The organism is Caballeronia sp. dw_19, assembly GCF_018449515.1.
In the GTDB taxonomy this organism is placed as follows: domain Bacteria; phylum Pseudomonadota; class Gammaproteobacteria; order Burkholderiales; family Burkholderiaceae; genus Caballeronia.
In genome coordinates this window covers 65,852-77,740 of the sequence record NZ_JAAVUQ010000038.1, presented here as the reverse complement: position 1 = coordinate 77,740, position 11,889 = coordinate 65,852, and the positions used below count along the sequence as shown (strand labels likewise).

Here is an 11,889-nt window from a genome sequence, read left to right as displayed (position 1 = left end):
CTTGCTGGACCCGGCTAAAAAATATGCAAACTTAATTCTGCAACAGTCTCTAAGTGATTGTCCAAGGTTCGTCAGCGCGTATTGCACCTGTGGAGGGCTGCTGGGAAGAATGGTGCGCAACACGATTCCATCGCGTTCCAATGCACGCAAGGTCCGCGTGAGCATCTGCTGCGAGATCCCTTCGATGCTGCGCTTGATGTCGTTGAAACGGCGAGGGCCGGGCTGGAGCAGGACGATGACAAGCACGCTCCACTTGTCGCCGACGCGGCTAAGCACGCGACCGACATGGCGCGTGTCTTTCAGCACGTCTGGACCGTCTTCAGTCATACCCATGTGACCAAGTCCCACATTTATGCGTTCTTGCAGACATCAAACTAGTCCTATATTTAGCCCTAGTCACATTATTGGACTATCTCCCGCTACGGTCCAGTGATGTCGATCATGGGCGACGGGCACTTCCAACGGATGCAGACGGCCGCGTGACGGCGAGATGGCTGCCGGTGCAGTCGCTGTCGGGTTCGAGGAAGCCACGTGTAACCGGGCGGTACCGTGCCCGCAGAGCCGGATGAGATCAGCCGCCTTGTCTCTTTGTCGCATCCGACGAGGCCAATTTCTCCACCAGCTCCGAGTTCATGCGGATGGTGATCAGTTGGTTGGACCCGTATCGGACTGACGGAAATCTGATCCAGGCACAGTTCTATATAACGAACCCGGATGCCAATTAAGGTGAAAAATGGATAAGAAAATGGAAAAGGTAGCGGTCGTAACCGGCGCTAGTCGAGGCGCAGGAAAAGGCATTGCACTTGCGCTCGGCCAAGCCGGAATGACCGTCTATGTCACAGGTCGCAGCCTCGCTGACGATGATTCTCCGTATGGAGGCACGATCAGCGAAACCGCTGACTTGATCGACAAGGCGGGTGGCAAAGGCATCGCTGTCGCAGTCGATCATGCCGATGACACAGCCGTTGCTTCGTTTTTCGAACGAGTGCGCAAAGAACAGGGTAAGCTCGATATCCTAGTCAACAATGCCGCCAATCTGGTCGCCACCACGATGGCGGGTGGTTTCTGGGAGAAGCCCCTCGCCGCCGTGGAACTGATTACAGTAGGTCTTCGCTCGCACTTCGTCGCGAGCTATCACGCCGCGCCTCTGCTGATCGCCAACGGCCACGGCCTGATCGTGAACACCGGCCATTATGGGGCCGTTTCCTATTACCACGGGCCCGTGTACGGTGCGCAAAAGGCAGGCGCAGACAAGATGGCCGCCGACATGGCCAAAGAGCTGCGTCCGCACAACGTCGCAGCGGTGTCGATCTGGATGGGCGGATTGGATACAGAACGGGCTCGCGCGTATCTGATGACGCTTCCTCCCGAGTCACGTCCGACAGCCAAGAGGGAGTCCCCTCGGTTCACGGGAAGAGTCATTGCGGCCCTGTACGAATCCGATCAGAGGATGCGGCTCTCAGGACATGCCCTGATCGGTGCGGAAATTGGCGCCTTTCTCGGTGTCAGCGACATAGATGGTTCGCATCCCATATCGTATCGCTACACGATGGGCGGCCCACCAGAACCTCATCCAACTCTTTTGACGTGATTAAGGAGTCGTCCAAGTTCTGCTCGTGGTACGGCCACTTCAGATATCTATGAAAGTGCCTGAAGGAACAGGGCGGCCACGAAACTGCGTCGGTTCCCAGAGGCTGGGCCCGATCTTCGGGTTCGATGGTTCCGGTACACCATCAATGCGGCCCGGACCGGCTTATGGGTTATCTTTCGCATCGCTCACTACATGGCCCCCGCTCCTTTACGCCTAGCCATATCAATAAACGCACGCAGCTTGGGTTGCGCCTGGGTCCTAGCCGGAAAATAGAGGTGCATCCCCGTGGTCGGTCGGATGTGATCTCGCAACACCGACTCAAGACGTCCTGCGGCCAGATCCTCTGCTGCCTCGAGGTCGGCCACATAGGCAAGGCCTAACCCCTGGCGGGCGAACGACAATAAGGAGGCGCGTTCATTGACGACAATCCGTCCCGCCATGTCCACGAAGAAGTCACGACCGCGTCGATTGAATTCCCATCGGTGTCGTTGACCCGACGTGACAAAGCGGTAGATGATGCCTTCATGCTGAGTCAGGTCTTCGGGCTTTTGAGGCCGCCCCTCCCTTGCAAAATAAGTGGGAGAACCGACCACGGACCAACGGATCTCGGGTGTGAGCCTCACGGCCACCATATCCTTTTCGACGGTCTCTCCTAGCCGGATACCCGCGTCAAGCCCGCTGGCGAGATCGACTGTTCCTTCATCGAGCGACAGGTCCAGCGTGACATCCGGGTAAGCCCGGCAGAACTCCGGAACAAACGGCTCGACAAGCAGCGTCATCGCAATGCGCGACATGGTGAGACGCAGCGTACCCGTGGGACGCGTCTGATAGCTGGAGAGCTGCTCCAGTGCATCGTCGATTTCGACAACTGCCGGCCGCAGGCGCTGGTAAAACGCGGCGCCGAGTTCCGTCAAGACGACGCTGCGCGTCGTTCGTTGGAACAGCACGATGCCATGCCGCCGTTCGAGCTGCTGGATGGTCTTGCTGATAGCCGTCGGCGAGACGTCGAGCGCGAGCGACGCGCGCGTGAAACTCAGATGCTCGGCGACAGCAAGAAACGGAACGATGCCGTCCAATTTGTCTTTTTCCATCCGACAATTATAAACCTGGAGTTCATAGCTCATCCCAATTTATACGGTTTATAAGTCTAATCTCAGCAGGTAATCTTGTCGCCGTCGCGTCGCAGCCGTGGCGCTTCCCACTGCTAGGAGAGAGATATGACCGTCCGTACCTGGTTCATCACCGGCGTGAACAGCGGCCTCGGCCGACTGATGACCGAACAGATTCTTGAGCGCGGCGAACGTGTTGCCGGAACGGCCCGCAAGATGGATGCACTGATTGAGCTGAAGGAAAAATATGGTAAGCAGCTTTGGCTCCAGTCCCTTGATCTGATCGACACGTTCGCCATTCGCCGCGTCGTCGACGCGGCATTTGCTCACTTCGGTCGCATCGATGTGATCGTCAACAACGCCGGTTACGGTCTGGTGGGCGCCGCCGAAGAGTTGCTCGACGAGCAGATCAGTCACCAGCTCAATACCAACGTGGTCGGACCGATACAGGTGGTGCGCGCGGCGTTGCCCCATCTGCGCGCTCAGGGCGGCGGCCGGATTATGCAACTCTCCAGCATGGGCGGGCAGTGGGCGATGCCGGGTCTATCGCTGTACCACGCGTCGAAGTGGGCGGTGGAGGGTTTCTTCGAATCCACCATCCAGGACATTGCCCCTTTCAATATCCAGGTGACGATTGTCGAGCCGGGCAGCGCCCGCACTGAATTCGCCGCAGCCAGTGCGGCCCTTTCTCCCGCCCTGGACGCCTATGCGCACACCCCTGCCGGCGCGGTGCGGCGCCTCATCGAACCGGGCTTCAGAAGTCAGCCGGGAGATCCGGCGAAGATGGCCCAGGCCATGATCGCATCAGTTGACCAGAATCCCGCACCGAAACGCTTGGCGCTGGGCACCGATGCCTACAACAATATCAAGGCAGCCCTCACCGAGCGGCTTGCTGCGCTGGAAGCGCAAAAGCAGCTCGCTTTTTCAACCGACTTCGATGCTTGAAGCAAGGTGCTCCCGACGAACGTCTCCTGCACGCGGGCTGGCTCACAGAGCCCCCGCGTAACGATGACGGCGGTCCATTGCCTAGGCCTGTCGTCATGGCCATAACTGCAGTCTCCGGGGAGCGGTCGTGGCCCTGCTGCGAATCCGAACGGCTACTTCGCGATCTGACTCCGATTTTTCCGCCTGTCGTTCGCAGACCTCTGCGCACCGTTGCCGGACAGCAGCGAGACTGACCGTCAAGTAGGCGCCCAAGGCCACATTTTCTGCTTGCCAACTAGCAATAACGAACCGTCAGCGCTTCCCCTACTCGGCTGTAGCGGCAGAAACATGCTGCCTCCATCCGCCACACCGGAATGCGTTTATTGCGATTCATCGTTCGCCGGCCCGTCCGCATTAAGCGCTCGGACATTGGAAAACACCTGTGCAATGAAATCCATGAACACGATTGCGCGCTTCGGCAGAAATCTGAATGGGCACCGCGGACGCTTCGTAGCCGCCCAGCAGAAGCTGCAGGCTGCCGCTCCTCAGTCCCGTCTCGAACAGCAATCTGGCCCGTGCGCAACGCCTACCCAGCGCTCACCGCCTCTTGGGCGGCCCATGGCGAGTTGGCCCGATAAGTACCTCGGAATCCCCGAAACGCCAAGTACTGCCCGACGACAGCATCGTATAGAAAATGCAGTTGTGTACGCGCAGGTCGCCCGGCTCACATGGCACGCCGTGACGGGCCAGGTAAGCGACGCTCGCGACGCATACTAGGGCCGCTAACACCGTCTTGCGATCTTTCAAATCTCTGCTTTGAGATTTGCGAAGGCATCTTCCAAAAACTCGACCACAGCCCGCTCACCGCTTTGCTTGCCCCAAGCCTCAAGGGCTAGCCGCATGGCACCAATCGAAACCATTGCCACGATGCGCAGCGCCGGGCGACGTTTCGGCTGCCGCCAGACTTCGCACAAGGTATTGTAAAAAGCTTCCTCCTGCATCGCGTACGCGGCTTGCTTCCGGGCCATGAGCGTTTCACTCGCACGCATCACCCGGTCGATAGCCATCATTTGATCTGATTCATATCGTGACACGTGGTTGACCAGCGTCTTGCGCACCGCATCCAACGGGGCTTCGTCCGGCGACACTGTGAGCAGGTCCGCTCGCATCGCATCCCACGCCCCTGCCTGGCACGTCAAGAGAATTTCCTCCTTCGATTTGAAGTAGGAGAAGAAGGTACGTCGAGAGATCCCGGCTTCTTCGGCTATTGAGTCGAGCGTCGTGCCTTCATAGCCATTGGCACAAAATAGTTTCAAGCCAGTCTCCGCAATGCGCAGCTTTGTCTCGCGCTGCTTTTTTTCGCGCAGGCCTTCCTTGGCAATTTTGCCGTCGATGGTTTCCGAAATCACTTCAATTTGCCTCTTGCACAAAATGCACTTGGTGCAATATATTATGCACTTAGTGTATCATTTACCATCTCGAAGGGCAAGATCATGACGAATTGGACCGCCTCGGCAATACACTCGCAAAGCGGCCGCAAGGCCGTCGTCACCGGCACGGGTGGCCTCGGCCTCGAGGACGCGCTTGCTCTCGCCGCTGCTGGCGCCGACGTCATCATCGCAGGTCGCAACCCGTCCAAGGGTAGAGAAGCCGTGGCGCACGTCCGTCAACACGTAACCAACGCCATCGTACGTTTCGAATTGCTCGATCTGGCTAATCTTGACTCCATAGCCGCGTTCGCTTCGCGGCTAGGCAGCAAACTCAGTAGCGTGGACATACTCATCAACAATGCCGCTGTCATGACCCCTCCGCAGCGCAGAACGACGGATGATGGCTTCGAACTGCAATTCGGTACTAACTATCTTGGTCACTTCGCGTTGACCTCACACCTGCTTCCGCTTTTGCGCAAGAGTAAGAGCCCGCGCGTTGTAACGCTCTCAAGCATTGCCGCCCGGGACGGTACTATTAACTTCGATGACCTGCAAGCTGAGCGTGGGTATAAGGCGATGGCGGTCTACGCTCAGTCCAAGCTCGCCTGCCTAATGTTCTCTCTGGAACTGCAGCGTCGTAGCGACGCAGCGGGCTGGGGTATTGCTAGTATTGCAGCGCATCCCGGCATCTCGCGCACGGATCTGCTTCCCAACGGCGCGGGGCCAAATAGCGCCTTTGGTCTTATGCGCAAGTACTTGTGGTTCGTGTTTCAACCAGTGGCCCAGGGTGCATTGCCGACGCTGTTCGCAGCTACGTCGCCGGAAGCCGAGGGAGGAGCCTATTACGGTCCCGACAAACTCGGCGAAACGAGAGGTTCGCCCATGCTCGCGAAGATTCCGAAACAAGCACTGGATGCTAGCGTCGCGTCGCGGCTTTGGGACGTCTCCGAAAAGCTGATCGGTGCGACCTTTGACACATCCAACACAGAGCGGTCCGCCGTACCTACGCTCCCGGGACATGCTGCCATATGATTGAAAACTCGCGGGTCGAGACGATGGAAATGCCTAATAATTTAGGTATCCAATATAGATCGGATACAGGCGGTTGAACGCGTAGCGTCGATTTCCCCGCTCGAAGCGACCTGGAATCAAGATACGCTATATCGGCTAAGACATTCCGGGGCGCTGTGTCGAGTTGCAGGGAAACCTGTCCCATTCAGGGCAGTTATGAACAGCCCATAGGGCTTGTAACGATCGAGCCGCGCTCATTCAACAGCAATAGAGACAACCCACTCGTTCGGTTAAAACCGCGGTTGGTAAGGCCGAAGAATGAATTATTGTCTCAACCTCGATCATCAATGGCCGAATCGAGCGTGGTAACGATTGCCATATCTGTCATGCTGATCGGTGATCCTGCGAACGAGAATAAATCGCCGGACGGTCTCAGCCGTTTCTCGCATATGTCAACGTGGACGGCGCTTCCGGCTGTAGGGTCACTGAATCGTTTGAACTCGTAGTAGCGTAGAGGTGGAAATGTCAACGTTCGTTCTGGTGCATGGTGCGTGGCGCGGCCGATGGTGTTGGTCCCGTGTCGCCCCGGCGTTGCGTGCGCGTGGGCATGAGGTCTACTCGCCCAGTTTGACCGGCCTTGCTGATCGTAGCCATCTGGCTAGCCAGGCAGTCGATCTCGACACGCATATCCTTGATATCGTTAATCTCGTAAAATGGGAAGAGTTGTCGGATGTGGTGCTCTGCGGCCATTCGTATGCAGGATTTGTGATCACGGGCGTGGCCGACCGCATCCCCGAGCGCTTACGAAGGTTGATCTATCTGGATGCCTTCGTGCCCGAGCATGGCATGTCGATGCTGGATGCAACGTTACCCGAGCGTCGGGACGCCCATCTCAGTCGGGTAGATCACGAGAGCGGTGGGTGGATGGTCAAGCCGCCAGCAGTCCCGGCAAGCGTCGATGATAGGGATCACCAGCGGATATTACGGCTGAGTACTGCACATCCACTGCGCTGCATCGAGCAGAAATTGTGTTTGAGCGGCGAGATCGACAGCAGAATACGGCGCGTTTTTGTCGAGGCAACGGCATTCACACCGTCTCCCTTCAAGGACGTGGCATCACGGCTTCGCCAGCAGGACGGCTGGCAGGTCCATACGGTGGCCTCGGGCCACGACGTCATGATCGATCAACCTGATGCACTCGTGCAAGTACTGCTTGCTGGTGAGCATGAACCGCGAATTTAGATTCTCGCGCCGAATGAAATTACCGCCTGAGCATCCTGGGGAACGTCGCGATGCTCATACCGTTGCGATCATGGCCAAGGACTACCCGGACAACGCGATCATCGCTCGTCATGCACATCGGCGATCGCAACTGGTGTTTGCGTCAACGGGCGTCATGACGGTTGCGACAAGTCGTGGCACGTGGGTGGTCCCCCCTCAACGAGCCGTCTGGATGCCAGCTGGATTCGAGCACGAAATCCGCGCTTCGGGCATTCTCCAAATGCGGACACTTTATTTCGAGCCCGAAACCGATATCGAGCGAGCTTTCCCGCCGGAGTGCGCAGTCATCGACGTAACACCGCTGATGAGAGAGCTGATCTTGCGGGCGACTAGCCTCGAGATAGACAAGCACGCCCAGCAAGCTCGTTTGGAGCGACTGGTTGCCGTCCTGCTGGATGAAGCCCAAAGCATATCGATCCTTTCCCTTCATCTTCCAATACCCGACGATCCACGCATTGCGCGGATATGCGAAGAGTTGATTGCCGACCCTTCAATTGAGTTGACGCTAGCGGAGTGGGGGCGGGATGTCGGGGCGAGCTCACGTACTTTAACGAGACAATTCCTTACGGGCACCGGAATGACCTTTACCCAGTGGCGACAGAGGGCTCGAATTTTGGCAAGCCTCCCAAAACTGGCCCGTGGTGAAACGATCTTATCGGTAGCGCTCAATCTGGGCTATGACAGTCCAAGCGCTTTTGGTGCCATGTTCAGGCGAACACTGGGCGCCACGCCAACGGCCTATTTTCATAACGACGGCGAGTCCGCTGCGTCCACCGAGTAACCCTGATTCAAAGTTCTGGCATCGTCGAAAGCAAGCAGCACAGAACACATCCGCGCATGATCTCCTGGGTCGCATATCGAACAAGCACATTTAAAGCGGGCCACTCGTCCGCAGCGAGTAGTCATGGCACGCGGCAGACGATGTCGGCATTACAGAAGGTGTGTGTTTCACCGAGTGTTCCATTGGCGCCCTTGCCCCGAACGTTTCGACTGCGGGATCGAGGAACGGAGCACTTTCTGATTGGCATGCCTGTCTTCGCGAGGGACCACAGAACGGGTAACGTGCCGAGCTCGTAGTCGAGCCAGCACGACGCATCGTGTACCTCGCATCAGCTCCTGCGTGATCTGATCGGCGATCCCTAACCTCCTGAGCTGGCCGACAATCTGTGCGGCGCACGTTGTCACTTTCTCGACGCGAATTGACAGAAACGCGAGCGACGGCCAACTGGGATTGGCTTAAATTTCAATCCTAGGCTGCCTAGTATGCGGGCCATGATTGCGAGAACAGCTATGTCCATCAATACCCCGGTCGACGCTCGAGTCGCCCCTGCACCATCCACCTCCGACGGTCGCCGTTTCTGGGCTGTCGCGCTTTGTGCCTGCTGCCCTTTCCTTGCGGTTTATGCAACGCAACCGCTGTTGCCCTCGCTCGCACAGCTGTTCGGTACCAATGCGAGTGAGATCAGTCTGACGATTACAGCGACAACGCTCGCCGTCGCGATTGCTGCGCCATTCAGCGGCGTCATCGCCGATGCCATTGGGCGCAAGCTTGTCATCGTTGCCTGCATACTTGGTCTCTCGATACCCATGGCGCTCGCTGCGACGGCCACGTCGCTCGAACAACTCATCATCTGGCGTTTCATCCAGGGTCTTTTTATCCCAGGCATCTTCTCGGTCACGCTTGCCTATGTCGGCGAGGAGTGGAGCAGCAAGAACGTCGGCATGGGAATGTCGGCCTACGTCTCGGGCGGCGTCGTGGGGAGCGTCTCTGGGCGCGTCATCTCCGGCCTTGCCGCTGATCTCCATAGCTGGCGGGTTTCCTTTCTGGTGCTGGCATGTGTCATCGCCTTGGGCGGGATGTGCGTCTGGCTTCTGCTCCCGCGGTCACAACACTTTGAGCGGCAGCGCAACATCGGCACGAGCTTTCTCGAGATGGCCCGGCATCTGAAAAATCCGCGCCTGGTTGCGATCTATGCCTGCGCTTTCAACAATCTTTTCGTCTTCGTGAGCGTCTTCACCTACATCACCTTCTACCTCGCCAAGCCGCCGTTTCTTCTCGGGAAAGCCGCATTGGGTTTCATGTTCCTGCTGAACCTGTTCGGCGCATTTGCTAACCCTTTTGCGGGTCGCTGGATGAAGCGGGTCGGGTATAAGACTGGTTTGATCGCTGCACTCGTTACCAGCACTGTAGGCATCTTGTTGACGCTGGTACCCAATCTTGTTGTGGCGCTCATTGGCGTAGCGCTCATTTCTACAGGTGTTTTCGTCGCTCAGACCGCCGCCACCGGGCAGATGGCTGCAGTCGCAGGCAAGGCGAAATCTTCGGCCGCAGGTGTCTACGTCTGCTGCTATTACGCGGGGGGCAGTGTGGGTGCCTTTGTACCCGGTTTCGCCTATGCCGCCGGGGGCTGGCCTGCCTGCATCGCATTGATTCTTGCCGTGAAACTGATCAGCGCCGCAATTGGAATCAAATACTTCAATCCTGTGACGCCCCAAAACTAGCGCGTGTACTGGTGCTGCTTCCAATGAGGCGCACCTACCTCATTCACTCAGATTTTGAAATATCTGGAATGCAATGTCCGACTCTTCGTTCGCCCGAGAGCACAGTGCGGCATTAGACGCCGACGGATACGTCGTCGTCCGGCGCATGGTTGACGCTGAACAGTGTGCTCACTTATGCGCGCTAGCAGATCATGAACTTGCGGCGTGTATTCCACCGCTCGAATTCGAAGCCGATGTAGGCTATCCGGGCGCACCGCATTCGCAGGGTGCGCCCGGAGGCCAAACTGTCAGGCGTCTACTGGCGGCGTACGCGCGACATCCTGCCTTCTCCGCCTGGGCAACCTCGACTGCCTGTAAAGCGTTGCTGGAGACATATTTTTGCGGACCGGCGCGATTGTCTCTGGCACACCATAACAGCCTGATGAGCAAATATCCGCTGTATGGAAGCGCAACAGGATGGCATCGAGATATCCGGTATTGGTCATTCGAACGCGACAACCTGATCTCGGTAAGGCTGGCCCTGGGTTCTGAACTGGCCGCCAATGGAGCGATCCGGTTTATTCCGGGCTCGCACCGCATGCGCTTGGATCACGGACGCTTCGATGAGGCCTTGTTCTTCCGAGAGGATCATCCGGAGAACCAGAAGCTCATCGACATGGGCATCGAAGTCGAATTAAACGCAGGCGATGCGGTGTTTTTTCATTGCAACACCTTGCACCGGGCAGGCAGAAACCTGTCTGAGCATGTGAAGCTTTCGCTCAATTTCGCCTACCACAGCGCGGATAACTATCCGATTCAGGGGACCCGATCGGCATCAAGCGCATCCGTTGCGATTTGATCTTTCTCGGCATTGCAGTGCGCATGCCCTTCACCTAACGGCTGCCTGGTTGGAGTCGCGATTTAAGGCCACCGGAACGAATGGCTGGTTGCCGCTGCTTGGTGCAAGAGGGAAGCGAGATAGTGAACGTGATTTCAGGAATTGAAATGCATCCAGACTTGTCTCAGGTGGTGCGCTTGGACGGCGACTGGCAGGCTCGGCTGTCATCCGATCCGGTAGCCTTTCATTCGCAGTGCGTGCACGCGATTGAACAGGGCAAGGTGCTATATTTCCCGGACACGGGATTCGACGTCACGCTATCCGAAAGGTCGCTGCTTCGCCCGGAGCTTGCCAATCCAGCGCGCAGGAATATCAGCCTCTCGGCGGACGGCACGACCTTGTCCGGTGTGCTCGGAGACCCCACGGCGAAGCGTTGCGTTCAGGCGCTGATTGCGCGGTACCAGACGTCTGCGCGCCACCTTGTCGAAAGCCTTGTCCCTGAATACAAGGCGCATCTGCGATCTCAGCCAACGAGTCTGCGTCTTCACCCCGTCGAACATCGCAAACGGTCGTGGAAGGCAGACGACAGCCGCCTTCACGTTGACGCATTTCCCTCACGACCCAATCATGGCATGCGCATCGTTCGGGTCTTCGCCAACATCAATCCGGCCGGCATACCGCGTGTATGGCGCGTCGGCGAGCCGTTCGAGGCCGTCGCGCGCCGATTCATCACAGGCATTCCCCCGCAAAGACCGGGTAGCGCCTGGCTTCTCGAAAAATTGCGAATCACGAAGTCGAGGCGCACCCCATACGACCATCTGATGCTTGGCCTGCACGACGCCATGAAGGCAGACCTGAGCTATCAACGTGATTGCGCTCAGGAACTCGTGACGTTTCAGCCAGGCAGTACATGGATCTGCTTCTCTGATCAGGCATCGCACGCCGTGCTGTCGGGGCAGTTCATGCTGGAGCAGACGTTTTTTCTGCCCGTCACGGCGTTGATCCAGCCTGCGTACGGACCGCTTGCCATCCTTGAAAGGCTAGCTGGCCAACGTCTGCTTCCGGCTGCCCGATCACGTATTCCATAGGATGCAAGAAGAGGTGTGTCGTATTCGCCCCTTCCGAATCGCCGCCGAAAAGCAGGTGCTCCCGATCGAGCGTCGCTATCAAAAGCAGCATGCTTATCGGCATTCTCAGGCACGATAGCTCGGACTACGAACATAT

The 11,889-nt window shown here is 57.7% G+C and carries 11 protein-coding genes; 8 read left to right on the top strand and 3 right to left on the bottom strand.

Going from position 1 to position 11,889, the window contains the following annotated elements; genetic code table 11:
- A partial coding sequence (locus tag HB376_RS33160; RefSeq protein WP_213767886.1) for a helix-turn-helix domain-containing protein occupies positions 1–327 on the bottom strand: 327 nt, incomplete at its 3' end.
- 406 nt (positions 328–733) lie between these two features.
- On the opposite strand from HB376_RS33160, the gene HB376_RS33155 reads away from it, so the two are divergent.
- Positions 734–1,591, top strand: a complete 858-nt coding sequence (locus HB376_RS33155) for an SDR family NAD(P)-dependent oxidoreductase (protein WP_213767882.1) — start codon at positions 734–736, stop codon at positions 1,589–1,591.
- Between the two features lie 188 nt (positions 1,592–1,779).
- Here HB376_RS33155 and HB376_RS33150 read toward each other — a convergent pair whose 3' ends face one another.
- The gene (locus tag HB376_RS33150; RefSeq protein WP_213767881.1) at positions 1,780–2,667 is read right to left on the bottom strand and encodes a LysR family transcriptional regulator; all 888 of its coding nucleotides are present in this window, start codon (positions 2,665–2,667) and stop codon (positions 1,780–1,782) included.
- Positions 2,668–2,808: 141 nt separating this feature from the next.
- Between HB376_RS33150 and HB376_RS33145 the strand changes: the two genes are divergently transcribed.
- Positions 2,809–3,645, top strand: a complete 837-nt coding sequence (locus HB376_RS33145; RefSeq protein WP_213767880.1) for an SDR family oxidoreductase — start codon at positions 2,809–2,811, stop codon at positions 3,643–3,645.
- 782 nt (positions 3,646–4,427) lie between these two features.
- Here the strand turns inward: HB376_RS33145 and HB376_RS33140 are convergent.
- Positions 4,428–5,033 (bottom strand): TetR/AcrR family transcriptional regulator, encoded by a 606-nt coding sequence (locus tag HB376_RS33140; protein WP_346730628.1) that lies wholly within the window; start codon positions 5,031–5,033, stop codon positions 4,428–4,430.
- 84 nt (positions 5,034–5,117) lie between these two features.
- Between HB376_RS33140 and HB376_RS33135 the strand changes: the two genes are divergently transcribed.
- From HB376_RS33135 to HB376_RS33110, 6 genes are all read left to right on the top strand, one after another.
- Positions 5,118–6,086 (top strand): SDR family oxidoreductase, encoded by a 969-nt coding sequence (locus tag HB376_RS33135; protein WP_213767879.1) that lies wholly within the window; start codon positions 5,118–5,120, stop codon positions 6,084–6,086.
- A 501-nt stretch (positions 6,087–6,587) separates the two neighbouring features.
- Entirely contained in the window at positions 6,588–7,307 is a 720-nt protein-coding gene (locus HB376_RS33130) for an alpha/beta hydrolase (RefSeq protein ID WP_213767878.1), read from the top strand.
- A complete protein-coding gene (locus HB376_RS33125) occupies positions 7,291–8,127 on the top strand; it encodes a helix-turn-helix transcriptional regulator (protein WP_213767877.1) in 837 nt (278 codons plus the stop codon). Before HB376_RS33130 ends, HB376_RS33125 begins: the two co-directional genes overlap by 17 nt.
- 509 nt (positions 8,128–8,636) lie before the next feature.
- Positions 8,637–9,848 carry an MFS transporter gene (locus HB376_RS33120; protein ID WP_213767876.1) on the top strand — a complete coding sequence of 404 codons (1,212 nt, stop codon included), beginning with the start codon at positions 8,637–8,639 and terminating at the stop codon, positions 9,846–9,848.
- A 73-nt stretch (positions 9,849–9,921) separates the two neighbouring features.
- Positions 9,922–10,686, top strand: a complete 765-nt coding sequence (locus HB376_RS33115; RefSeq protein ID WP_213767875.1) for a phytanoyl-CoA dioxygenase family protein — start codon at positions 9,922–9,924, stop codon at positions 10,684–10,686.
- Between the two features lie 146 nt (positions 10,687–10,832).
- Positions 10,833–11,753 carry a Kdo hydroxylase family protein gene (locus tag HB376_RS33110; RefSeq protein WP_213767874.1) on the top strand — a complete coding sequence of 307 codons (921 nt, stop codon included), beginning with the start codon at positions 10,833–10,835 and terminating at the stop codon, positions 11,751–11,753.
- Positions 11,754–11,889: the final 136 nt, after the last annotated feature.

Bases quoted from the DNA above. Each gene is read 5' to 3' on its own strand.
- HB376_RS33145 (WP_213767880.1), top strand. From the start codon at position 2,809: ATGACCGTCCGTACCTGGTTCATCACCGGCGTGAACAGCGGCCTCGGC.
- HB376_RS33110 (WP_213767874.1), top strand. From the start codon at position 10,833: ATGCATCCAGACTTGTCTCAGGTGGTGCGCTTGGACGGCGACTGGCAG.
- HB376_RS33115 (WP_213767875.1), top strand. From the start codon at position 9,922: ATGTCCGACTCTTCGTTCGCCCGAGAGCACAGTGCGGCATTAGACGCC.
- HB376_RS33130 (WP_213767878.1), top strand. From the start codon at position 6,588: ATGTCAACGTTCGTTCTGGTGCATGGTGCGTGGCGCGGCCGATGGTGT.
- HB376_RS33125 (WP_213767877.1), top strand. From the start codon at position 7,291: ATGAACCGCGAATTTAGATTCTCGCGCCGAATGAAATTACCGCCTGAG.
- HB376_RS33120 (WP_213767876.1), top strand. From the start codon at position 8,637: ATGTCCATCAATACCCCGGTCGACGCTCGAGTCGCCCCTGCACCATCC.
- HB376_RS33135 (WP_213767879.1), top strand. From the start codon at position 5,118: ATGACGAATTGGACCGCCTCGGCAATACACTCGCAAAGCGGCCGCAAG.
- HB376_RS33155 (WP_213767882.1), top strand. From the start codon at position 734: ATGGATAAGAAAATGGAAAAGGTAGCGGTCGTAACCGGCGCTAGTCGA.